Genomic DNA, 24404 nt, shown 5'->3' with positions numbered 1-24404 from the left:
TTTAATTTTTAGTTGTTTAATTAGATTATCTAACTATAAGCTAATCAAACTAAAAGGGTGATTTATTTAATGAACATTGTAATTTCAGGAAATCGCGCAAATTATACTTTAATGACAACTATTCTAGCCTGGACAGGTATGGTGGTGATGTCGAGCCTCTATTTAACAATACCTCTTATTAGTTTATTCAGTGATTATTTTCATATTTCATTGTCTAAAGCAGGTTTTACATCAAGTGTTTTTTCACTTGGCTTTGCGCTAGGGTGTTTTTTCTATGGTGCAATATCAGAAAAATATGGACGTAAAAATGTCATCGTATTTGGGCTTTTTTCATTAAGTGTGATAACGTTACTTCTAGGTTTAGTTAATGATTTTTCTTTTATTCTTCTAATGAGAGGATTACAAGGGCTTGCGGCAGCTACATTTTCACCAGTAGCGCTTGCTTATACTCTTGAGGTTTTTCCAAATGATCGAAAAGTTGGGGCAGTTGGTTTTATTAGTACGGGATTTCTTGTAGCGGGTATAGTTGGTCAGGTATTTAGTGGATATGTAAGTGAACATAGTCATTGGCACGTCATCTTTTATGTGCTTGCAGTAGTGTATGCTATGACTGCTTTGTTAGTCGTGTGGATCTTACCGAAGGGAATACTTCAGAACCAATCTAAAAATATATGGGCTCCTCTGAAGAAAATCGGTATTATTTTTACCAATAGAAATTTGATATTCAGTTATATCATTGCGTTTGTATTATTAATGTCATTTGTCAGTATGTATATTATTTTAGGTGCATATTTAACGAGTGATTCCTTCGGTATGAATAGTCAAAACCTCATTTACATTCGTGCCTTTGGGATAGTAGGAATGGTGATGTCACCATTTGCAGGTAAATTAGCGAAGCGTTTTAATGTACTATTTGTATTAAAATTGGCCTTATGTCTTTCGATTATCTCACTAACGGTGATGAGCTTTGTTTCAACCATAGCTGGTTTAACGATTATTAGTATTTTATTTGTCGGTGGGATTGCACTGGCGGTTCCTTCATTAGTAACACTTGTTAGTCAGTTAGGCTGGAATATGGGAGGGATTGCGGTCTCTATGTATACAGTCATTTTATTTGCTGGAACAAGTGTTGCACCATTCATATCTGTTTATTTGATACAATCTGGTAGCTTTGCTGTAGCCTTTCTTCTTCTAGCTATCACACTTAGTATCGGATTCGTTTCCGCACTAATGATTAAAAGCGGAAAAAACGTTGGTTCGAATTGATTATCATAGGAATTAGGATAAAATGGTGAAGACAATAAAAAGACCCTGAAACCTTGATATACAAGGGATTTCAGGGCTTTTATTGTCATTAACGAGAGTAGTACTCTACGATGAATGATTCGTTGATTTCAGCTGATAATTCAGAACGCTCAGGAAGGCGAGTGAATGTACCTTCTTTTTTGTCAGCGTCGAATGTTAAGTAGTCAGGTACGAAGTTGTTTACTTCGATAGCTTCTGCTACAACAGCAAGGTTTTGAGATTTTTCACGAAGAGAAATCGTTTGACCTGGTTTTACGCTGTATGATGGGATATCAACGCGTTTGCCATCTACTAAAATGTGACCATGGTTAACTAATTGACGAGAACCACGACGAGTACGAGCTAAACCTAAACGGTAAACTAAGTTGTCAAGGCGAGTTTCAAGAAGGATCATGAAGTTTTCACCGTGAACACCTTTCATTTTACCAGCGCGGTCAAATAGTGTACGGAATTGACGTTCGTTCATACCATACATATGACGAAGTTTTTGCTTCTCTTGAAGTTGTAAACCGTATTCTGATAATTTTTTACGTTGGTTTGGACCGTGTTGACCTGGTGCGTAAGGGCGTTTTTCGATTTCTTTACCTGTACCGCTTAGTGAGATACCAAGACGACGTGATAATTTCCAAGATGGACCTGTATAACGAGACATATTGTTGTCTCCTCCTTTAAATTTGGTTTTTTTGTTGTAAAACAAAAACCAGTAGTACCCATTCTTACACGCATTTTATTTTCATGTATTTTCGCCTATGCAGCCGTTAGGTTACACAATACACCATCTAATTTCCGTTGCTGAAGAATCTAAGTAGTTGTACATATGAAAATAGAGGAATAAAATACAGTTATAAGCTTATACCACTGCTGCGTTTATTTTACACAAACTCCATTGTAACTGCTCAGGGCAAGGACGTCAATTATTAACATATAAAATTTCATCATGAGTTTTCATAGTAGGAAATTCCTTAAGACCTATTTCAAATGATGTGAAAATAGTTAATGATACGCTGTGTAATGTAAAATGTAAAAGTAAGGGATAATTACATAGTCAAAATGACACAAATTATGTATAATATATTATAAGTTAATAGTAATTGATTTGGACGTTATATAGAAAAGGTGATTTCATGACAGACCATTTACAAACGCTAAAATATATAAAATCTGATGTTTTGAGCTTTTGGGTGAGTTCTAATGAAGAACAAGCTAGTTTTAATGGGTATTTTTATTCATTAAAACAGTGTCTAAAGAAGCACTTGAAAATTGATAATGCAGCTTTTCTCAGCTTTGAAGGTAATTCATTAATACCTATTGAGGAGATGGCTTCATTAACAATTGAAACAAAGCTAAATGCTGTGTCATGGCTGATGATCGAAGCTAGTTTTTATCAACAAAAAGTAGTGAAAATTCCTTATATAATAAAAGCAAGACAGGCCTATTCAATGATGACAGATATGGTGCTTTTCCAAGCAGAGGGCAAACATCCCATTGGTGTATTACTTGTGGAGGCATCAGAGTCTTGGAATGACTTTATGACCTCGGATTATGGTGAAGAGTGTATAGAAATACTTTCGAAAGTTCTTCAAATGATGAGGGACAATTTAGATGTCAAAATAAACGAAGATCAATATAGAAAACTCTATAATATGACTGATTTATTTCATTCAACAATGGATATTGATTTAATTTTAGAAAATGTATTGAAAAATATAAGGGATAATTTCCCTGAGTTTAATGTAGAGCTTATATTATCGAATGATCAAGATCGACATACGACCATCGATATTAAGCTTTTTGATTATTTATCAGAAAGACCTGCTACAATTGAGGCTTTTGTATCAGGAGAGTTAACAACAGAACTAGCGAGTGATTTAAATTGTCGATTGTTAAATGCGCCGATAAAGGGCAGGCAAGCTATCTATGGCATCTTGCAAGTAAGTGCACCAACGACTTATCTTTTTTCAACGACTGAAAAAGACTTCGTACGAATGCTTGCACAAGCGTCAGGAAATGCACTTGAAAATGCAAAATTATATCATCAATCGCATCGTCTTGTAAGCGATTTACAACTCATCAATGAAACATCACATCGTTTAAATATGCGGATTGACATTCATGAAATGTTACTTTTCCTACAAAAGCAGTTACTGAAATCTTTTCAACCAATGGAAGTTTGTTTCGCATTTAAAAAAATGATACGTTTGAAGTGACGGGCGCAAGTACATCTTTGTTCAATGCAGAAGAGGGGCAAACCTATATAAAACATGTTGAGCAACATTTTGCTCAAACGAATGATCCACTGTTTATTGCCGATTTCAGTCGTTTAACAGCGAATCAAATTGAGTACCGTTCCATTATGGCGATCCCTATATTAATGGAAGAAAAGATCAATGGTTTTAGTATTGTCTTACATAAAGAGCCATATTTCTTTTCGTTCGATAGTTTTAAATTAATGCAATCGTTAATTCATCACTCCTCTTTAGCCATTGCAAATTCAATTTTACGAACACAACTTCAGGAAATGGTCGATTTGGATCATTTAACAAAACTATATGCACGCAGTTATCTCGATCAATTTGTAGAAAAGTCGCTTGAATACGACCAATCTGGGATGTTCTTGTTAATTGATATTGATAATTTTAAGCGCATCAATGACACGTACGGTCACCAAGTAGGGGATAAAATTCTTGTGCAAATAGCGCTCCAATTGAAAGAGACGATTGGTAGTCGTGGGATTTGTGCAAGATGGGGCGGAGAAGAGATGTCTGTTTATGTACCAAATATTAAGGAGCAGGAAGCATTAGAATTAGCATCCGCCATTGTGGAGGTTATTCCGAGTACTACAGATCCACAAGTAACTATTTCTGCGGGCCTCATAACATGGGATGAACGAGACCGACCAGCATTCCAGTCTGTTTTTTTACATGCTGATACAGCCTTATATGAAGCGAAAAATAGTGGGAAAAATCGTTTTTGCATTCATGACGGCTCTTATCAAACTAATGTATAGGCAAATAAGGCGAAATGTCTATGGCTGTACAAATAATTTGCCCTGAAATGACAATATAAAACATTTCAGGGCAATTTTTTAATATTTTATAAATGAAGAAGTAATGTTTGGACAAATTGTTCTAAGCCATTGCGGTCTTCCTCTGAAAAACGGCTCACAATGGGGCTATCAATGTCAAGGACACCAATGATCTTGCCTTGTTTTATCAATGGAATCACAATTTCGGACTGTGAAGCAGCATCACAGGCAATATGTCCTGGAAATTCGTGCACATCTTTGACAACAATCGTTTCTTTCGTTGCCACGGATGTTCCACAAACGCCACGACCAATGGGGATTCTCACGCAGGCTGGAAGACCTTGGAATGGTCCGAGTACAAGCTCATTTTCTTGTAGGATATAAAAGCCAACCCAGTTAATGTCAGTTAAAAACTGATTTAAAAGTGCTGAGGCATTACTTAAATTGGCGATCAAATCTGTTTCGCCAGTCAGTAGTGCATCTAATTGTTTGGATAATGTCAGATATTGGCCAGCAATTGATCCTTCGTAATTAATTTTTGTAAACATATAAGCACCTCGTTTAAAAATTGTTTATATTGGTAATATAACATTATGATGTTGATGTAAGTCCGTTGCGCTATGTGCATCCGAACCAAATACATATGGCAGTTCAATAGCTTGACTATACTTGATAAAAGTAAATGGAGGGTAAGGCTCCTGACAATATTGTTTGCTTAAACCAGCACTATTTATATCTAGCTCATAGCCCCCACATTTCATGCTGTCTAATACTTCTTTGATGCGTGAGGCATCATTGATTTTTTCATTATGCACTAGCTGAAATTTATGAACAAGAGATGGATGCCCAATCCGCTTCGGCTTGTATGGACCAAGATCGGCCTTAATGGATTGTAGGACAGTATCATAATATAAATCATAAACCTGTTTAACAGAGCCGACTTTTTTTGAAAAATCAATAAAGCACTCAGGAGAAAAGTCGATACATACAAAGGAATCTTGCCATTGCAAAAAATGGACAGACAAGATCGCATCATCTAAAAAATGTCCATATGTATCAAGGAATTGCCGAGTTTCTTGTTCAAAACCTTGGATATAGTCAACTTCTAATCCAATTCGGATGCGAATATCTTGTGCATACTGTTTTTGTAGGTGTTGCAATTCCTCAAAGTAGGGCATGAGATCATGTGGATTCATTCCGCTATCTTTTTGCGGGGTAGGATCGACAAAATTATTTGGTAATGGGGCATGTTCAGTAAAGGTGATATCAGTGAAATGGTGAGAAATTGCTTTTTCAATATATTGCACGAAAGAATCTGAACTGCCATGTGGACAAAAAGGACTATGTATATGCCCATCACGTTTCATAATTTACCACTCCTTTAGCTCTATAGATGCGCTATTTAAGTATTTCACAATAGCGAAAATACAGTTTTCTGAAAAACACTTAAATTTTAGTACAAAAGGCGAAAACATAGTATATAATAAAGACAACTAGCCAATTCGTTTATTGTAGAATAGGAGGCTTACGATGGAGTATATCATCATTCCGATTATCCTACTATTAATTTTAGCCATAGTAGGATTTATGATGCGAAGAAAACATGTTGCAATCATTGCAAAACTTGAAAATGAAAAATTACAAATTCAACATAATCCTATAAATGAAGAAATTTCAAAAGTAAAATCTTTAAACATGAACGGTGAAACGGAAGAAATGTTTGAACGATGGCGCAATACTTGGGATGAGGTCATCGATGTACATATGACTAAAATTGATTCATTGCTATTTGATGCTGAGGATCAAATTAATCGACTTCGTTTTAAAAAAGCGACGTTTATAGAACGTGAAATTGAAGATTATATTGAGAAATGCGAACAAGATAAAGATAAAATTTTAGAAGAACTGAATGAATTAATTGGCAGCGAAGAAAAAAATCGAATTGAAATTGAACAATTAAAGGAATATTATCGCTCTGCAAGAAAGACTTTGCTTGCTCACCAACATTCATTTGGTGTAGCGTTACCTGCACTTGAGAAAAAGCTAGAAACATTTGTACAAAAGTTTGAAGAGTTTGATGTATTGACAAATGATGGGAATTATTTGCAAGCACGCGAAATTGTCATTAGTTTAAATCAAGAATCACAGCAGACCTTTGAATTTATTAATGATGTCCCAACTATTTTAACGGAATTACAAGTGAAGCTACCAGGAGCAGTTCAGGAATTGCGGAATGGTCAGCGTGAGATGGAAGATCAATCTTACTATTTACAGCATTTAGAATTGACTGAGGCATTAAATAAGTATGAAAAAGAGTTTGATGAATTAAAAAAAGACTTAGCAGCGCTTAATTTAACAGTAGTTAAACCTCGTGTGACAGAAATAAATGAAGAAATCGATCATTTTTATGATTTACTTGAAAAAGAGGTTATTGCTAAAAATTACGTTGATCAAAATTGTGAGCGTTTATTAAGCTCCATCACTAATGTTATTTCTTCAACAAAATTAGTGAATGATGAAGCGACCTATGTGCAACAAAGTTATCATTTGAACGAAAAGGATGCAGAAATTCCGAAAGCTGCATTAAAACAATTGGAAGCATTACAACGTCGCTACGACTTATTAGCTATGCGTGTGAGAGAAGAAAAATCGGCTTATTCTAGTTTACAGGAAGAATTAATCGAAATTAGTGAAGAGCTTGAACGAATTCATGAGGAGCAAGGACATTTATCAAATACAATGAAGAAACTTCGAATTGATGAAAATAAAGCCCGCGCTCAAGTTGAAAATTTAAAGAAAATATTACAAGATACAGATCGCTTATTGAACAAGGCCAATATCCCAGGAATCCCTGAGGAAATGGATGCACGTCTTGATGAGGCTGCAGAGCACATCTACATTGTTATGCAAAGCCTGCAAGAAGTACCACTAAATATGGGGACTGTTCATAATAATTTAAATGCTGCCACACTGTGCGTAGAGGATGTAAAAGTCAAAGCACATGAGTTAATAGAAAATGTTATGCTTATTGAACGTATTATTCAGTATGGAAATCGTCATCGTGCTTCGAATCCAACATTGAATGCGCGTTTAAAAGAAGCTGAAGAGGCATTCCATCAATTCCGTTATGCGAAAGCATTAGAAGAAGCAGGAACAGCTGTTGAAGAGATGGAGCCAGGTGCTTTAAAACGTATTCAAGAAATGGTTGCAGAAGAGTCTATGTCAAATTAATTCAAATAACTGTTAGCTGTCTAAAAAGTATAGCGATTACTTTTTAGACAGCTTTCTTTTTAAATAGAGGGAAAGGTATGATACGGTTGAAGCTGTCGCTACGAGAAATGAATGAGAAGTATGCGAGTGAAATTTTACAATGGCATTATGCAGCACCATACGATTTTTATAATAATGACTTATCAGATGAAACCTTACAAGAAATGCTCGAAAATCCCTACAATGCTATCTTTAATGAGCAGGAGGAGTTAATCGGCTATTATTGCACAGGAACAGCCGCACAAGTGCCGAAAGGACATGACATTGGGGCATATGCAGAATGCTATGTAGATATCGGCATCGGTATGAAGCCCAATCTAACTGGTCAAGGCTTAGGGACGGCATTTTTTTCGTTTATTGTCAAAACAATTCAACAAGAGCATCAACTACCGCTTCGTTTAACTGTGGCCCGATTTAATAAGAGAGCCATTCGTCTTTATGAAAAATTCGGCTTTGTCAAAGATAGTGAATTTAGTACACCAACAATCTTTATTACAATGTTGAAAAAAGTGTAATATACTATTTAAAATTTGAAGAATCGTGAAAGTTAGTGGTCAATCGCCAAAGATTGCGTTATGATAAATACCGTTAAATCAACGTTTTGAAAGTGTGTGAAAAGTGATGGTTAAGACAATTTATTTAGATAATAGTGCAACAACAAAACCTTTACCAGAGGTTATGCAGACATTTATGGTAGTGAATGAGCAGTATTATGCCAATCCTGCATCCATCCATGCCATGGGAGTTGAAGCAAATGATTTATTAATGCGTGCACGTGAGCAAGTAGCAGATATTTTGCAGACAGAGGCAAAAAATGTGCTATTTACTTCAGGTGGGACAGAGTCAAATAATGCAGCTATTTTTGGTATAGCACGTAGTAATACACATATAGGAAAGCATATTTTAACGACTGAAATAGAACATCCATCGGTTTTAGAAACAGTTAAACAGCTTACAAAAGAGGGCTATGAGGTTGACTATCTTCGAGTTGATCAACATGGAGTCATTTCTTTAGAGGAGCTGCGTGCTAAAATACGTAAAGATACAATTTTAGTCAGCATTATGCATGTGAATAATGAAATGGGTGCTATCCAGCCTATTAAGGAAGCAGCAGCAATGATTCATGAAATGAGTAGAGCAGCTCTTCATGTTGATGCTGTTCAAAGCTTTGGGAAATTAGCTGTGTCCTTTAATGGAGAAGAAGGTCCAGACAGTATTGCTATTTCTGGTCATAAAATTCATGGCTTTAAAGGCTCAGGTGTATTAGCCTTTCGTAAAAGCATGAGATGGCAGCCTTATGCACTTGGTGGAGGTCAGGAATTTGGTTTGAGAAGTGGTACTGTAGCGGTACCGCAAGCAGCTGCATTAGCAAAAGCGGCTCGATTAGCAGTAGAAACATTGAATGACCGTGCAATGAAATACCGTCAATGGCAAGATGAAATTCGTACGCAACTAAAAGGATACGGAGAGGCAGTGCATATTTTATCGACTCCACAAGGAGCTGCACATATTTTATCGTTCAGTGTTCGTGATTTAAAAGGGGAAGTCATTATTAATGCTATGCAAAAACGTGGCATCATCGTGTCAACATCAAGTGCTTGTTCATCGAAGCAAACGAAAACAAGCCATGTTGTCGAGGCTCTGCACCTCGATGAGCATTATAAAAAAGGTGTAATTCGTATGAGCTTTGGTGCGCATAACACAGCACAAGATATAGAAAAGTTTAAACAAGTACTAGCAGAAGTCATGCTGGAACTCAAAGGAGAAATTAAGTAATGATTTGGAAAGAAATTTTAATTCGATATGGTGAGCTTTCTACAAAAGGTCGCAACAAAATGGATTTTATCCGTCGCTTACGTGAAAATATTCGTCATGCTTTTGCCGATCTAGGACAACTGCATATTCGTACAGAGCGTGATCGTATGTTTATTGCTATAGAAAACGAAACACAAATGCAGGCGCTCGTAACAGGCTTACCTAAAATTTTTGGTATTCAATCTTTTAGCCCTGTGGCTGCATGTGAAAAAGATATAGAAAGTATGAAGAAACTTGCCATCACTATAATGGAGACATTTAAAGATGAGCAGCATACATTTAAAGTAGAAGTGAAACGTACCGATAAAACATTTCCTTTAGAATCTCATGCCATCCAACGTGAGATTGGTGGCTATGTTTTACCGCAATTTCAAAATTTATCAGTCAAAGTGAAGCAGCCTGATATTGAACTACGTGTAGAAGTTCGTCATGATGCAACATATATGATGGCACAAGTTATTCCTGGCGCAGGTGGAATGCCTGTAGGGTCTAATGGAAAATCTTTATTAATGTTGTCTGGTGGTATTGATAGCCCTGTTGCAGGTTATTTAATGATGAAGCGAGGCGTGCGATTAGAAGCGATTCACTTCTTTAGTCCACCATATACAAGCGAAAATTCATTAGAAAAAGTAAAGGTACTTGCCAATGAACTAACGAAATTTGGTGCTAGTATTCGTTTACATGTCATTCCATTTACTGAAATACAAGTTCTTATTAAAGAGAAAGTACCTTCTAATGTATCGATGACAACAACACGCCGTATGATGTTGAAAGTAGCTGATCAGGTGCGTGAGGAAATTGGGGCACTTGCCATTGTAACAGGTGAAAGTCTTGGGCAGGTAGCGAGTCAAACGCTTGAAAGTTTAACAGCGATTAATGCTGTAACGAATACACCTATTTTGCGTCCGTTAATTTCATCAGATAAACTTGAAATCATTGATATTGCAGAAAACATCGGCACATACGAAACATCTATTCAGCCATTTGAAGATTGCTGTACGATTTTTACACCTACAAGTCCAAAAACAAAGCCGAAGCTTGAAAAGGTCGAGCATTATGAAAGCTTCTCTGATTTTGATGAGCTAATCGAGCGAGCAGTAAAAAATCGAGAGGTCTATATTTTCCCTAAGAAAGAAGAGCAACAACAAGATAAGTTTGCAGAACTATTATAAGGTTTCAAAGCCGTCTCAAAGTCCATTTTGAGACGGCTTTTTTATATTAATGGCTAGATGCCATTAGAGGTACAATTTACCTTTAAAATTTTCGTATTAAAAATCGAATATCGCACATTCTATATTCACAAGGAGGTGAGACACATGACTTCAAACAACAACAGCAGTTCAAACAAGCTTGCAGTACCTGGTGTACAACAAGCACTAGATCAAATGAAATACGAAATTGCACAAGAATTTGGTGTTCAATTAGGAGCTGAAGCTTCAGCTCGTGCTAACGGTTCCGTTGGTGGTGAAATCACTAAACGTCTTGTACAAATGGCAGAATCTCAATTAAAAGGTATGCCAAACAACCAATAAATGCTGACTAAGCATTTATAAACTTAAAACCAGTGACCGTAAAAGGCACTGGTTTTAGTTTGTTTATAGATCATTTTTTTATGCGAGATAATGACGTAAATGTAGATACGGTGTGTGCAATATCTTCACTTTCACAGATAGCAGAAATAACGGCAACACCATCAGCACCTGCTTGAAAAACAGAATGTGCATTTGTACAAGTAATCCCACCAATCGCTACAATCGGTAATTCAGGATAAAGATGACGAGCTTGCTGTAAAAAATTTGTACCACATGGTGGTTGTGCATCACTTTTAGATGTTGTTGCAAAGATTGGACCAATTCCTACATAATCAGCATGATGGTCTATAGCTGTTTGTAATTCCTCCTGTGAATGTACAGAAACACCAAGTATCATGTTCCCGATTTTTTTACGTGCCATTTCAACATCTAAGTCATCTTGTCCAATATGAACGCCATCAGCACCAAGTCGCAAAGCAAGCTCTACATCATCGTTAACGATAAACGGTACATTATACTGCTGACAAAGTTTTTGACATTGGCGTGCAAATTGTTCATAGGCTAATCCAGTTAAGGCAAGAGATCCTTTCTCGCGAAATTGAAACATCGTAATGCCAGCTTGCAATGCCTTTTCGAGGAGATGGATGGGATTTTGTTGAAAAACATTGCCTGTTCCCATAATAAAATAAAGCTGTAAATCCTCACGTTTCATGAATGATTACCTCACAGGTTTCCTTATGCTGTTGATAAGCGAAATGATTTGTAGGTCCATGCCCGTTGCCTATGGATAAATCATGCATAATCGCTAATTGAATAAATTTTTTAGCTTCGATAATAGCCTCTTTCATCGCTAAACCCCGTCCAAGAAAAGCAGTGAGTGCTGCTGAAAATGTACAGCCAGTACCATGTGTATTTTTTGTTTGGATTCGTGGAGACTGCATCGAAAAAGATTGTCCATTTTTGAAAAATACATAATCAATGGCATAAAGTGGTTCTGCTAAATGCCCACCCTTTAGAATGACGCATTGTACACCTAGCTGTAAAAAGCTTTGAGCCACTTGTTTCATATCCTCAAAATGGCGAATGGTTCTCCCCGTGAGAGCCTCTGCTTCGGGTATATTTGGCGTAACAATCGTAGCTAGTGGTAGTAAAGATGAGCGTAACGCCTCAATAGCTTCTTGCTGTAATAAGCTTTCTCCACCTTTTGCAATCATTACGGGATCCACAATTAGTGGTATATTTAATTCACCGATCATGCGTGCGATGGCTTGGATAATACCAGAGGAATAAAGCATGCCTGTTTTCATTGCAGCAATCGGAAAATCTTCGACTAACGCTTGAAATTGTTTTTCCACAAACGAAATGTCAATTGGGAAAACACCTGTCACGCCTGTTGTATTTTGTGCAGTTAAAGCTGTAATAACGGAAGTGCCGAACACCTCTAATTCCTGAAATGTTTTTAAATCAGCCTGTATACCAGCACCGCCACCACTATCTGATCCAGCAATCGTCGTTACAATATGCATGATGCTTCACCATCCTTTGATAAACGATGTATAGCATTAAGCAAAGCTATTTGAAAATCACCGATATCTGCAGTGAATGCAGAAGCTAGTACCGCTGCCTTTTTATAGTAAGTGAGTGTTTCTGTTAATTGGTTGTATGGCTTGTTACCTGCGACATAGGCAGCACCACAAAGCGCACTAAGTAAACAGCCAGTACCAGTGACCTCTGTCATTTGTGGGTGGCCACCAGCTATCCACTGGCTATGCTCGCCATTTGTTATAAGATCACGTTCACCTGTTACAATAACGATACAATTATATCGTTGTGCCACTAGTAATGCTTCCGTCTCCAGTGACATGGAGCCATGACCACTATCTACACCTTTCTGTTGCCAATCTACATTGGCTATAGCCGCAAGCTCACCGATATTACAGCGAATTACGGCAAATTCTATGTTTTCAAGTAAGTATTGAACGGTTTCCTTGCGATAAGTTGTAGCCCCTGCCCCAACTGGATCTAATATAACTGGAATGCCAAGTGCATTAGCTTTTTTTCCTGCTAACAGCATGGCGTTTTTGGTGCGAGTATTGAGTGTCCCGATATTAATTAATAATGCTTGTGCCATTGCTACCATTTCCTCAACCTCTTGGCTATCGTCAGCCATAACGGGCGAAGCACCTAATGCTAATAAACCATTTGCTTGGAAATTTGCCACCACATAGTTTGTGATGCAATGAATAAGTGGTTGCTGTTGACGAATTGTTTGAAATATCATTTTAATTTTAGTCCTCCTTTGTGGATGGACGTAAGCATGCAAAAAGGCTCTTTTTATGTGAAAATACACGAAAAAGAGCCTTTCATCTGAAAAAATCGATGTCTGTTGCTCCCTACGTCAGTATTAACTAACAGGTTCAAAGGGTCAGGTTTTACCTTCTCAACTCTTTCGAGTCCCCCTGCAATTTTGCTTTTAGTTGACCAAAATGTACCATACTTTTCATTTGTGTTCAATAGCTAGTTTCCCTATCGACAAAACGTGACTGATGCCATATAGCTAGGTATGATAGTTGTCATGACTTTACCTAAATTAAGCGCAAACCATTGAAAATACTGAAAAAGGAGTTTTATAATGTGTCATAGCAAAAGGGGGCATCTGCCATGAAAAGACAAGATTTAGTTGCACCAGAATGGTATAACATAACAGAGGAAATTGAAAAATATGCTCAGGATGCAACGAAAAATGCTTTAATTATTTATGAAGAAAATCAAGCTGTACAATTTATTACATATGCACATTTGATGGAAAAAGCGAATCAAGCAGCACATGTTTTCACCTTACAAGGTTTAACGAAGGGTGATGTGATTTTAGTGATGGTACCACGCTCAGTGGAAGCATATATTGTTTATATTGCAGCATTAAAAGCAGGTTTAACCATCATTCCAAGCTCAGAAATGTTAAGAACAAAAGATATTGAGTATCGCATTCATCACGCCAATGCTAAAGGGGTTGTTGCCTATGAGCCCTATATTGAACAATTTGATGAAGTTGGAAATTTACAGGGCATACAGCAATTTGTCATAGGGAAAGCACATGAGCCTTGGCAGCCTTTACTAGAAAAAATGCACCATCAACCTACAACTTACATAAATCCGACCCCGACAAAAAGTACTGATAATGCATTTTTAGCCTATACAAGCGGCACAACAGGTAACCCGAAGGCAGCGGTACATACACACAGCTGGGGCTATGCTCATTTACGAACAACAGCACCACATTGGTTAGGTGTACAAGAAAATGATATTGTTTGGGCAACAGCAGCACCTGGATGGCAAAAATGGATATGGAGTCCCTTTCTCGCTACATTAGGCAGTGGTGCTACTGCATTTGTTTACAAAGGTAAATTTGATGCTGCTTCCTATTTGGCAATGCTTGAAAAATTCAAAATCAATGTATTATGCTGTACACCAACTGAATATCGTTTTATGGCATCACTTGAAAATTTACACGCATATGATTTACATGCAATTCGCCAAGCTGTATCAGCAGGTGAACCGTTAAATAGTGAGGTTATCAACGTATTTTCAGAAACATTCCATTTACAAGTGCGAGATGGCTATGGTCAAACGGAAAATACATTACTTGTTGGTACAATGGTAGGGATGGAGGCGCGAGTTGGCTCAATGGGAAAACCTACTCCTGGCAACACCGTTAATATTATTAACGATTTCGGCAATCCTGTTGCAGTGGGAGAGGTGGGTGATATTGCTGTTCATCGTGAAACACCAGCTCTCTTTAAAAAATATTTAAATGATCCTGAACGTACAAATTTACAATTCCGTGGTGATTGGTATATAACAGGAGATCGTGCCTACAAAGATGAAGATGGCTACTTTTGGTTTGAGGGTCGAGGAGATGATGTCATTATCTCCTCGGGTTATACAATTGGTCCCTTTGAAGTAGAGGATGCTTTGATGAAGCATCCAACTGTGAAAGAAGCTGCTGTCATTGCCAGTCCAGATAAAGTTCGAGGAAATATTGTAAAGGCATTTATTGTTCTTCGTAATGGTGAAATTGGTGATGAAACACTTATTCAAACACTTCAAAGTCATGTGAAATCATTGACTGCCCCATATAAATATCCACGTGCTATTGAATTTGTCGAAGAGCTACCCAAAACATCCTCTGGAAAAATTCGACGAGTTGAATTACGACAACAAGAAACAAAGCAATGCCATTCATCATCATTTCCTAGGAAATAATGTCGAAAATCAAAGTTCATGCAAAGGTATGGACTTTGATTTTTTTTATTTTTTTAGGTAAGGTAATATGAGGAAATAAATAGCAACAAGCTTTTTGCATATTATTGCAAAAAAATGAAACAAATAAGCAAGTCATTCGTATTACGTGTTGAGGAGGCGGAAAGACATGAATGTAAAAAGGTGGGTTGCTTTAGTAGTCGCAGGTGTTCTTTTACTATTTTCATTAGGAATTAACACCATTTTTGCCCTATTTAAAGCAGATTTCCTAGGTAATTTTGATAGTTTGATGGCTGGGAATAATTTAGATGTATATGAAAATGTCATTGAAGGGGACAATTTTGATAAGCGAATTGCTTATTTAAAGGTAGATGGAGCGATTCAAGATATCGGCTCAAGTACATTATGGCAACCAGTTGCCTATGATCATACATTTTTCTTAGAGCAATTGGATAATATTTTGTATGATGATTCGATACAGGGCGTTGTTTTAAGCGTCAATTCACCAGGTGGTGGTGTGAAAGAATCAGCAGAAATCTATAAAAAGCTGCTAAAAATTAAAGAAGAACGACAAATTCCAATTTATGTATCGATGGATTCGATGGCAGCATCAGGTGGTTATTATATTTCAGCACCTGCAGATAAAATCTTTGCCCATCGTGATACAATAACAGGCTCAATTGGCGTCATTATGCAATCCATTAACTACCAAGCATTGGCTGAAAAAGTAGGTGTTAAATTTGAAACGTTTAAATCAGGGGAGCATAAGGATATGCTAAGCCCAATGCGTGAAGTGACACCAGAAGAACGTGCAATGATGCAGGATATGATTAATGAAACGTATGAAGAATTTGTAGACATTGTAGAGCAGGGACGTAATATGTCTGAAGCAGAAGTGAAGAAGGTTGCAGATGGTCGTATTCTTGGTGGCACAAAAGCGCTTGAAGCAGGTTTAATCGATGAAATTGGTGATGAAGAAGCAGCCATCGCTGCTCTACGTGCAGATTATGGACTGGAAGATGCTGCTTTATTTGAGTATGCGTACGATATGGGAGGCTGGCAATCATACGTTGGGATGAAAATTGGCTCCATGTTTGGTCCATCTGCAGAAGAAAAAATGCTAATGAAAATTATGACCGACTACAGTGCACCGAAAATGATGTATTTATACGGGGAATACTAAGGAGGGAGTACAATGACAAACAATGAATTTGTTATGCAAGGTTCACCCTCTATGGAAAATGGCTTTCTTATGAACGCTCCAGATGAGTCAGTAAAGCATAAAAACTATGCTTTAAAAACGGCTGGTTTTTGGATTCGGTTTTGGGCATTTTTATTAGATGGATTCATTATTTCTGCTGTAGTTGGAATACTTATCAATCCTATCTTTTATCTAATGGATTGGTCCTTATCAGAATCTGTTTGGTATGCACCGATTTCAATCATCACAGCGATCCTCTATTATAGCTATTTTGTACTGATGACAAAGTTCTTTGGGCAAACACTTGGAAAAATGGTTTTTGGCTTACGTGTTATTTCATTAAAGCATGATAAGCTTACTTGGTCAGATGTGTTATTCCGTGATTGGATTGGCCGCATTATCAATAATATTTTTATGCCTCTGTATATTTTGGTAGTCATTTTACCAGAAAATCAAGGGTTACATGATTATTTTGCAGATACAGCAGTGGTGCACGAAAAAGTCTTTGTTGAAAAGGATCCAGCACCAGCCGCTTTGCCAAAACAGCAAGAGCAGATAGAAACGACTGTGCAAGAGGAAAAAATAGAACTAGCCAAGCTAGAGGAAAAAAATGAACAATAAACAAAAGGCTGTCTCCTAATTCGAGACAGTCTTTCCTATTTCTAAGCTAGTTCTTCTAAAGTAAGCTATCTTAGTTGCAATTAATTCCCTTCATTTAGTAATATTATGTACATATGAAATAAGGAGGCGTTTATATGGCACAAGTAACATTTAAAAATGGTCCAGTAACACTAGTAGGAAATGAAGTAAAGGTGGGCGATCAAGCTCCAGATTTTACGGTATTAGCGAATGACCTATCACCTGTAACATTAAATGATTCAGAAGGCAAAATTCGTCTATTCAGTGTTGTACCATCATTAGATACTGGTGTATGTGATGCACAAACACGCCGTTTTAATGAAGAAGCAGCTAACCTGGGTGACAATGTAGTTATTTATACAGTATCTGTCGATCTTCCATTCGCTCAAAAGCGTTGGTGTGGTGCAGCAGGTATTGATGCAGTGCAAACTGTATCAGATCACCGCGATCTTTCATTTGGTGAAGCGTATGGCGTGTACATTCAAGAATTACGTCTTCTGACACGTGCAGTATTCGTTGTGGATGCAAATAATAAAGTAACATATGTTGAATATGTACCTGAAGCTACAGATCATCCAAACTATGAAGCGGCCATTGCAGCTGTTAAAGCACTAGCATAATGAGCTGCTTTTAGGCTAAGATAATACTAGACAAAGGGGCTGTGACGAGAGTTTGTCACGGCTCTTTTCTGCGTGAAAGGAAGTTTAAATATGGAAAACATCGAGAAATTATTTGGTCTGCTAAATGAGCATGCTGAAAAGATCGAAAAAGAACAAGATTTAACATTGTTAGAAGGGTTGCTAGATGGTCTCGAGGCATGGCTTGATGGCGAAGTGAATTTTTCACAAAAGGATGCAACAAAAGAGGATATTCGCAAAGCTATTCAAATCGCTATTTTAAAAGGAATGCGCAAAGGGTCGCAGCCAAACCATCAAATGACACCTGATACGTTAGGGTTACTAGTTGGCTATTTTGTGGAGCAAATATTTGAAGAGCGCCTTGCAAACGAAAAAATGTCAATTATGGACCCAGCCGTAGGTACGGGGAATTTACTACTAACAGTCATGAATTTATTAGATGGAAAAGTGGAAGCGACAGGCGTAGAGGTTGACGAGCTATTAATTCGTCTTGCTGCTGCTACTGCTGATTTAACAGAACAGCCTATTTCCTTATACCGTCAAGATGCCTTAGAAGATTTATTGGTAAACCCAGTGGATGCCGTTGTTTGTGATTTACCTGTAGGCTATTATCCTAATGAAGAAGTAGCACTCGATTATGAATTATGCGCAGCAGAGGGGATGAGTTATGCTCATCATCTATTCATTGAGCAATCGATGAATTATACAAAGGATGGCGGCTATTTATTTTTCCTTGCACCATCACATCTTTTTGACTCCGAGCAGTCTAAGCAACTACACAAGTACATTCAAAAGCATGCTTGGATTCAAGCCATTATTCAATTACCTGAGGCTATGTTTGCCAATAAGGCATTAGAAAAAAGTATTGTGATTTTGCAAAAGCAAGCAAAGGAATTGAAAGCACCTAAAGAAGTACTATTAGCAAAAGTACCGAATATGCAGAATAAGCAAGCTCTTGCGCTGTTCTTTGAAAAAGTGAGGATGTGGAAAGAGGGCAAATAATTGCTCTGGAAGCCGACATAAGTAAAAAGATGATGTTACTACTAGCAGAAAAAGACCTTTTGGTAAGGTGAGGGTGATTTCTGTTGGACCAGCGTCCTTTAGAATGAAAAGCCTTTTTCACCCTTCATAGAAATTCTAGTGATCGTTTTGTTTTTCAACACAATGTAAAAAGGTATCCTATGGAAGGATACCTTTTTATGTATTGCGAATTAGTTTTCTGGTGTACGGATAACAAGTACGTCACATTTAGCTGAACGTACAATTGCTTCAGATACTGAACCGATTAGGAAGCGTTCAACTGCATTTAGACCAGTTGCACCACAAATGATTAGATCTGCGTCTACGACTTTAGAAAGCTCTTTTGTAATGATATTTTTAGGAGAGCCGTACTCAATGATAAGATTAACGTTTGTTAAGCCTTCATCTTCAGCTTGTTTTTTGTAACCATTTAATAGCTCTTCAGAGAATGCTTGAGCACGTTCTGCAATGGAACGGTCATATGCTTCGATTGCAGCGAATGAACGTGTATCAATAACATTTACTAGATTTAAGACAGCACCTTCGTTTCGTTTTGCAACATCAATTGACTTACGAAATGCATATTCAGCTTCTTTTGAGCCGTCTACTGCAACAACAATGCTTTTATAATGATTAGCCATTTTGAAAAACCTCCCTGATTTGTATATGTTGATTATACCAAATGATTTTCTAAAGGAAATACTTTCCGAAAGAAAAATATGAAAAAGTGAAGACATTTCATTTCAAAATGTCAATTATATACACTTACTTAATTCCCACTATTTACAGCGTGTAAACGCCTTTTGATCGGTAGAACTTGTGGAAGTATTTACTTCGTTAGCAACTGTTATAGCCGTCTTTTTAGTTTTCAAATATAATAATTTATACCATTATTCATCGTTTAAATATTTAGTATTTTATAAATGTTAGAAATTTTATTTGTATTTGCTTTAGTTAAAGCTTTTTTTGCATTTGTTTGGTAATATGGAATGGCAAGGGGTGCATCAATTCTTAGTTACATAATAATGATGCTTATTTTTTATGCTATGGAAGGGGATAGGAAACAATGAAGATTGGTATTCCAAAGGAAATTAAAAACAATGAGAATCGTGTAGCCATGACACCAGCAGGAGTTGTAACTTTAACACACGCAGGTCATGAGGTATACATTGAAACTGGAGCAGGCTTAGGGTCAAGCTTTACGGATGCTGATTACATTGCAGCAGGAGCTCATATTGTTCAAACTGCTAAAGAAGCATGGTCACAAGAAATGATCATGAAGGTAAAAGAACCTGTAGCTTCTGAATATGATTATTTCTATGAAGGTCAAATTTTATTTACGTATTTACACTTAGCGCCAGAGGTTGAACTAACTCAGGCACTTTTAAATAAAAAGGTTGTAGGTATTGCCTACGAAACAGTGCAATTAGCAAACGGTTCATTACCATTGTTAACGCCTATGAGTGAAGTAGCTGGTAAAATGGCTACGCAAATCGGTGCACAGTTCTTAGAAAGAAACCATGCTGGTAAAGGTATTTTATTAGGTGGCGTTTCAGGTGTGCAGCGTGGCAAGGTGACAATAATCGGTGGTGGTATCGCAGGAACAAATGCTGCAAAAATCGCTGTTGGCATGGGTGCGGATGTGACAGTAATCGATTTAAGCCCAGAACGTTTACGTCAATTAGAAGATCTGTTTGGTCGTGATGTTCAAACATTAATTTCAAATCCTTATAATATTGCAGAATCAGTGAAAGATTCAGATTTAGTCATTGGTGCGGTGTTAATACCAGGCGCAAAAGCACCGAAACTTGTTTCTGAAGAAATGATTCAGTCAATGCAAGCTGGCTCTGTTGTAGTCGATATTGCGATTGACCAAGGTGGTATTTTTGCTTCGTCTGATCGTGTGACAACTCATGATGACCCAACATACGTGAAACATGGCGTAGTACATTATGCAGTAGCAAATATGCCAGGAGCAGTACCGCGCACATCAACAATTGCTTTAACAAATAATACAATTCCATATGCACTTCAAATTGCAAACAAAGGCTATAAACAAGCTTGCCTAGATAATGCGGCACTGAAAAAAGGTGTGAATACATTAGATGGACAACTAGTCTATAAAGCAGTGGCAGATTCACAAGGTCTTCCATTTGTCGAAGTGGATGAGTTAATTCAATAAATCAAAAAAGGAAGCACTACACTAGTTGCTTCCTTTTTTGTGTGTAATTATAGAACAATTAAATCTTTCGGGAATTTTGTTAATACTTCAACGCCATCTTTCGTTACAACTACATCATCCTCAATGCGTACGCCTGTCACATCTGATTTATAAATCCCTGGCTCAATTGTAAAGACCATGCCTTCTTCCATCGTCATTTCATTTGCACCTGTAACGGATGGGAATTCATGCACAGAAATTCCAAGGCCATGACCAAGACGGTGAGTGAAATATTCACCATAGCCAGCTTCTGTGATAGTATCACGTGCAATTTTATCTAAGTCCATCGCACGAATACCTGGTTTTACAGCTGCGACAGCATTTGTATTGGCAGCTAAAACAGCGTGATAAATTTCCTTCTGTGCTTCACTAGGCTCCCCAAAGGCAACAGTACGCGTAATATCTGAGCAATAGCCATCGTAAATAACCCCAAGGTCAAATAATACCATATCCCCTTTTTCAATTTTACGTGCACCTGGCTTGCCGTGAGGAGAGGCCGTTTTTGGACCACTTAATACCATTGTTTCAAAGGACATTTTGCAACCTTTATCTTGAATAGCACTTTCAATCGCTGTTAGAATTTCCATTTCTGTTTTCCCTTCAGCGATCTCCTTACAACCGATTTCAATTGCATAGTCTGCTAGCTCCGCAGCTTTACGTAATTTTTCTAATTCAGTCCCATCTTTGATGACGCGCATAGCATTAATCTTTTCATCAAGGCGAACAAAGTTAGCCTGTGGGAATGATTGCTGTAAAGCTTCTAAACGCTCGACGATTAGTTGCGCTTTTTCAATAGCAAACGTAGTCGGATTAACTTGGCGTGAAATGATTGCTTGCGCAAGAACGTCCATTGAGTTTTCAGTATCCTGATGGCCGATTACCTCATAAGACCAACCTGCTGCCTTCGCATCTGGAATCTCCATTTGTGGACAAATTAGAAAAGGCTCGGCATCTTTAAAAATCATGACTCCTAGTAATCTTTCATGTGGATCACTTTTAAAGCCTGAAACGTAAAAAACATTGTCAGGTGTTGTTACGAATGCTGCATCGATGTGATGTTGCTGTAAATAACTTTGGATTTCTTCGACCTTTGACATCAATATGTCCTCCTTTTAGTACATGGGAAATTTTACGTAAAAAAGCGTCGACTCTATAAAGCAATGTCGATGTTCCTTTTCTAGTACTGAATAATTGTGCGCTAACAGGGTATAAGGCTGTTAGAGAACACTACGATTATTCTCTGTACAAGCATATCAAAAAAAGGGAAAAAGCGCATGAGTAGCGAATTAAAATGATGAACTGTAATTTGGTTTTCGAGGAGGATTTTAAAATGGAAATTAGTTATCATGGACATTCAGTTGTCAAAATTCAAACAAACGGGAAAACAATTTTAATTGACCCTTTTATTAATGGCAATGGGCAAACAGACTTAACGGTGGCAGGAGAAGCACCAGATATTATTGTACTTACACATGGACATAATGATCATGTTGGGGACACAGTGGAGCTAGCGAAGAAAAAAGATGCGTTAGTCATTGCCCCAAATGAATTAGCTAATTGGATCTCTTGGCAAGGTGTAAAAGCGCATCCAATGCATATTGGAGGTGCTAAGGAGTTTGACTTTGGTAAGGTGAAGTTTACACAAGCCTTTCACGGTTCATCTTATGTAACAGAGAATAATGAGATAATTTATATGGGTATGCCAGCAGGGGTTTTATTATTTGTTGAGGGATTAACGATTTATCATGCAGGTGATACAGCTCTATTTAGTGATATGAAATTAATTGGCGAACGACACCCTATTGATATTGCATTTTTACCGATTGGGGATAATTTTACAATGGGACCAGAGGATGCAGCTTGCGCGGTTTCATTCTTAAAGCCGAAAATTGTCGTACCAATTCATTACAATACATTCCCACCAATCGAGCAGGATCCACAAATTTTTGCAGATTTAGTGCAAAATACAGAGGTTCAAATTTTGAAAGCTGGCGAAAAAGTAAACTGTTTCTAATCGTTGACAGGGCTGTACTATATGAATTGACACCACGCTAGTAGTTGAAATGATGGGGAAAGTTAAACAATTTGATCACTTTATATTAAATATTTTTATAAAAAATATGGTACACTAAGAGCAGAATAGAAGCTTAGGAAATAGGTGATATTTTGTCTACAAAACATGAGAAAATTTTACAATACATCGAATCACTACCCGTGGGTGATAAAATTTCAGTACGTCAAATAGCGAAAGAAATGCAAGTGAGTGAAGGGACGGCTTATCGTGCCATAAAGGAAGCGGAAAATCGTCGCTTAGTAAGTTCGATTGAGCGTGTTGGAACAATTCGCATTGAGAAAAAAAAGAAAGAAAATATTGAACGCTTAACTTTTGCAGAAATTGTCAATATTGTCGATGGCCAAGTTTTAGGTGGAAAATCGGGTCTACATAAAACGTTAACGAAATTTGTCATTGGTGCAATGCAATTAGAAGACATGATGCGTTATACAGATGCAGGTAGCTTATTGATTGTTGGTAACCGGATTAAGGCACATGAAAATGCACTTCGAGCGGGTGCAGCTGTTTTAATCACTGGCGGTTTTGATACAACGGAAGATAATAAAATACTTGCGGATTCATTAGATTTACCCATTATTTCAACAAGCTATGATACGTTTACAGTAGCAACAATGATTAACCGAGCAATTTATGACCAATTAATCAAAAAAGATATTTTATTTATTGAAGATATTTATGTCCCAATGACTGACACGGCTGCCTTAAAAAATGATGAAACGATCCATCATTTTCATAAGTTAAATGAACGCACAACACATGGTGCATTTCCTGTTGTCACACATCAAAATAAATTAGTCGGGATGATTACCGTAAAAGACGTTATTGGTCGTGAAGAGAACGAGCTAGTTGAAAAAGTAATGACAAAAAATCCGATTGCTGGTTCCATGAAAATGAGTGTAGCTTCTGCTGGGCATCGTATGATTTGGGAAGGGATTGATCTCTTACCAATTGTTGATGATGACAATATTTTGCAAGGTGTTATTAGTCGTCAGGATGTACTTAAGGCGCTGCAATTAGCACAAAGACAGCCTCAGCATGGTGAAACGATTGATGATTTAGTGAAAAATGAGATGAAGGTACTGGGTGATGAAGAACTAATAGTAGAGTTTAAAGTCACACCACAAATGACCAATCAATATGGGGCCATTTCATATGGTGCTTTTACAACTTTACTAGCTGAAGTTGGTTCATTTGCCTTAAAACGCCGTAAACGTGGTGATGCAGTGGCTGAGAATATGACTATTTATTTTATTAAGCCGGTTCAAATGGAAAGTACGCTTACGGTTAAGCCTCGCATTTTAGACATGAGTCGTAAGTTTGTGAAAATGGACTTCGAAGTGTATAATCAACAAATGCTTGTCGGTAAGGCAATGATGATGTTCCAACTATTAGAACGTTAAGTAT

At 37.4% G+C, this 24404-nt stretch carries 24 protein-coding genes and 1 riboswitch; of the genes, 16 read left to right on the top strand and 8 right to left on the bottom strand.

Features of this window, described 5'->3' with window-relative positions; genetic code table 11:
• Positions 1 to 69 precede the first annotated feature (69 nt).
• The gene (locus tag MHI04_RS16630) at positions 70 to 1266 is read left to right on the top strand and encodes an MFS transporter (RefSeq protein ID WP_342535033.1); all 1197 of its coding nucleotides are present in this window, start codon (positions 70 to 72) and stop codon (positions 1264 to 1266) included.
• An 88-nt stretch (positions 1267 to 1354) separates the two neighbouring features.
• Here the strand turns inward: MHI04_RS16630 and rpsD are convergent, their stop codons facing one another.
• Positions 1355 to 1957, bottom strand: a complete 603-nt coding sequence (gene rpsD / locus MHI04_RS16625; protein WP_036118865.1) for a 30S ribosomal protein S4 — start codon at positions 1955 to 1957, stop codon at positions 1355 to 1357.
• 472 nt (positions 1958 to 2429) lie between these two features.
• On the opposite strand from rpsD, the gene MHI04_RS16620 reads away from it, so the two are divergent.
• Both MHI04_RS16620 and MHI04_RS16615 read left to right on the top strand, forming a co-directional pair.
• Positions 2430 to 3512, top strand: coding sequence for a hypothetical protein (locus MHI04_RS16620; protein ID WP_342535032.1), 1083 nt, complete (start codon positions 2430 to 2432; stop codon positions 3510 to 3512).
• Complete coding sequence (locus MHI04_RS16615; protein WP_342535031.1) at positions 3509 to 4312, top strand: GGDEF domain-containing protein; 804 nt, start codon at positions 3509 to 3511, stop codon at positions 4310 to 4312. The genes MHI04_RS16620 and MHI04_RS16615 overlap by 4 nt, the downstream gene beginning before the upstream one ends.
• A gap of 86 nt (positions 4313 to 4398) precedes the next feature.
• Here the strand turns inward: MHI04_RS16615 and MHI04_RS16610 are convergent, their stop codons facing one another.
• On the bottom strand, positions 4399 to 4878 hold the full coding sequence (locus tag MHI04_RS16610; protein WP_036118867.1) for a GAF domain-containing protein: 480 nt from the start codon (positions 4876 to 4878) through the stop codon (positions 4399 to 4401).
• A 24-nt stretch (positions 4879 to 4902) separates the two neighbouring features.
• A complete protein-coding gene (gene hisJ, locus MHI04_RS16605) occupies positions 4903 to 5697 on the bottom strand; it encodes a histidinol-phosphatase HisJ (protein WP_058843398.1) in 795 nt (264 codons plus the stop codon).
• A gap of 163 nt (positions 5698 to 5860) precedes the next feature.
• On the opposite strand from hisJ, the gene ezrA reads away from it, so the two are divergent.
• The 5 genes from ezrA (at position 5861) to MHI04_RS16580 (ending at position 10947) form a co-directional block, all read left to right on the top strand.
• Complete coding sequence (gene ezrA, locus MHI04_RS16600) at positions 5861 to 7561, top strand: septation ring formation regulator EzrA (RefSeq protein WP_036118869.1); 1701 nt, start codon at positions 5861 to 5863, stop codon at positions 7559 to 7561.
• An 86-nt stretch (positions 7562 to 7647) separates the two neighbouring features.
• On the top strand, positions 7648 to 8115 hold the full coding sequence (locus MHI04_RS16595) for a GNAT family N-acetyltransferase (protein WP_058843411.1): 468 nt from the start codon (positions 7648 to 7650) through the stop codon (positions 8113 to 8115).
• Between the two features lie 106 nt (positions 8116 to 8221).
• Complete coding sequence (locus MHI04_RS16590; protein WP_058843397.1) at positions 8222 to 9376, top strand: cysteine desulfurase family protein; 1155 nt, start codon at positions 8222 to 8224, stop codon at positions 9374 to 9376.
• Positions 9376 to 10587 carry a tRNA uracil 4-sulfurtransferase ThiI gene (gene thiI, locus MHI04_RS16585; protein WP_330493069.1) on the top strand — a complete coding sequence of 404 codons (1212 nt, stop codon included), beginning with the start codon at positions 9376 to 9378 and terminating at the stop codon, positions 10585 to 10587. The genes MHI04_RS16590 and thiI overlap by 1 nt, the downstream gene beginning before the upstream one ends.
• A gap of 144 nt (positions 10588 to 10731) precedes the next feature.
• A complete protein-coding gene (locus MHI04_RS16580; RefSeq protein ID WP_058843395.1) occupies positions 10732 to 10947 on the top strand; it encodes an alpha/beta-type small acid-soluble spore protein in 216 nt (71 codons plus the stop codon).
• A 70-nt stretch (positions 10948 to 11017) separates the two neighbouring features.
• Here the strand turns inward: MHI04_RS16580 and thiE are convergent, their stop codons facing one another.
• The 3 genes from thiE to thiM are packed head-to-tail and all read right to left on the bottom strand — an operon-like array spanning position 11018 to position 13228.
• The gene (gene thiE / locus MHI04_RS16575; RefSeq protein WP_342535030.1) at positions 11018 to 11659 is read right to left on the bottom strand and encodes a thiamine phosphate synthase; all 642 of its coding nucleotides are present in this window, start codon (positions 11657 to 11659) and stop codon (positions 11018 to 11020) included.
• The gene (thiD, locus tag MHI04_RS16570; RefSeq protein ID WP_058843393.1) at positions 11649 to 12473 is read right to left on the bottom strand and encodes a bifunctional hydroxymethylpyrimidine kinase/phosphomethylpyrimidine kinase; all 825 of its coding nucleotides are present in this window, start codon (positions 12471 to 12473) and stop codon (positions 11649 to 11651) included. The genes thiE and thiD overlap by 11 nt, the downstream gene beginning before the upstream one ends.
• A complete protein-coding gene (gene thiM, locus MHI04_RS16565) occupies positions 12461 to 13228 on the bottom strand; it encodes a hydroxyethylthiazole kinase (RefSeq protein ID WP_058843392.1) in 768 nt (255 codons plus the stop codon). Before thiM ends, thiD begins: the two co-directional genes overlap by 13 nt.
• A gap of 92 nt (positions 13229 to 13320) precedes the next feature.
• Positions 13321 to 13418: riboswitch (TPP riboswitch) on the bottom strand.
• A 190-nt stretch (positions 13419 to 13608) separates the two neighbouring features.
• On the opposite strand from thiM, the gene MHI04_RS16560 reads away from it, so the two are divergent.
• From MHI04_RS16560 to MHI04_RS16540, 5 genes are all read left to right on the top strand, one after another.
• Positions 13609 to 15210: an acyl--CoA ligase gene (locus MHI04_RS16560; protein ID WP_036118894.1), complete on the top strand. Its 1602-nt coding sequence runs from the start codon at positions 13609 to 13611 to the stop codon at positions 15208 to 15210.
• Positions 15211 to 15376: 166 nt separating this feature from the next.
• Positions 15377 to 16390, top strand: a complete 1014-nt coding sequence (sppA, locus tag MHI04_RS16555) for a signal peptide peptidase SppA (RefSeq protein ID WP_036118896.1) — start codon at positions 15377 to 15379, stop codon at positions 16388 to 16390.
• Between the two features lie 12 nt (positions 16391 to 16402).
• Positions 16403 to 17029, top strand: a complete 627-nt coding sequence (locus MHI04_RS16550; RefSeq protein ID WP_089934178.1) for an RDD family protein — start codon at positions 16403 to 16405, stop codon at positions 17027 to 17029.
• A gap of 134 nt (positions 17030 to 17163) precedes the next feature.
• Entirely contained in the window at positions 17164 to 17667 is a 504-nt protein-coding gene (gene tpx / locus MHI04_RS16545) for a thiol peroxidase (protein ID WP_004226187.1), read from the top strand.
• 90 nt (positions 17668 to 17757) lie between these two features.
• A complete protein-coding gene (locus MHI04_RS16540) occupies positions 17758 to 18687 on the top strand; it encodes a class I SAM-dependent methyltransferase (protein ID WP_271910709.1) in 930 nt (309 codons plus the stop codon).
• A 209-nt stretch (positions 18688 to 18896) separates the two neighbouring features.
• On the opposite strand, the gene MHI04_RS16535 is transcribed toward MHI04_RS16540, so the two are convergent.
• Positions 18897 to 19346 (bottom strand): universal stress protein, encoded by a 450-nt coding sequence (locus MHI04_RS16535; RefSeq protein WP_036118901.1) that lies wholly within the window; start codon positions 19344 to 19346, stop codon positions 18897 to 18899.
• Between the two features lie 425 nt (positions 19347 to 19771).
• On the opposite strand from MHI04_RS16535, the gene ald reads away from it, so the two are divergent.
• Positions 19772 to 20887 carry an alanine dehydrogenase gene (ald, locus tag MHI04_RS16530; RefSeq protein ID WP_036118902.1) on the top strand — a complete coding sequence of 372 codons (1116 nt, stop codon included), beginning with the start codon at positions 19772 to 19774 and terminating at the stop codon, positions 20885 to 20887.
• A 47-nt stretch (positions 20888 to 20934) separates the two neighbouring features.
• Here ald and MHI04_RS16525 read toward each other — a convergent pair whose 3' ends face one another.
• Positions 20935 to 22023 carry a Xaa-Pro peptidase family protein gene (locus tag MHI04_RS16525; protein ID WP_089934177.1) on the bottom strand — a complete coding sequence of 363 codons (1089 nt, stop codon included), beginning with the start codon at positions 22021 to 22023 and terminating at the stop codon, positions 20935 to 20937.
• A 233-nt stretch (positions 22024 to 22256) separates the two neighbouring features.
• Here MHI04_RS16525 and MHI04_RS16520 point away from each other — a divergent pair, with 233 nt between their 5' ends.
• The gene (locus MHI04_RS16520) at positions 22257 to 22940 is read left to right on the top strand and encodes a metal-dependent hydrolase (RefSeq protein ID WP_089934174.1); all 684 of its coding nucleotides are present in this window, start codon (positions 22257 to 22259) and stop codon (positions 22938 to 22940) included.
• Between the two features lie 152 nt (positions 22941 to 23092).
• The gene (locus MHI04_RS16515; protein ID WP_058843387.1) at positions 23093 to 24400 is read left to right on the top strand and encodes a DRTGG domain-containing protein; all 1308 of its coding nucleotides are present in this window, start codon (positions 23093 to 23095) and stop codon (positions 24398 to 24400) included.
• The last annotated feature ends 4 nt before the right edge of the window (positions 24401 to 24404 follow it).

The organism is Lysinibacillus sp. FSL K6-1151 (genome assembly GCF_038630755.1).
Classification (GTDB): domain Bacteria; phylum Bacillota; class Bacilli; order Bacillales_A; family Planococcaceae; genus Lysinibacillus; species Lysinibacillus fusiformis_D.
The sequence above is the reverse complement of the archived record's forward strand: the minus strand, read 5'-3'. Positions and strand labels throughout refer to the sequence as shown.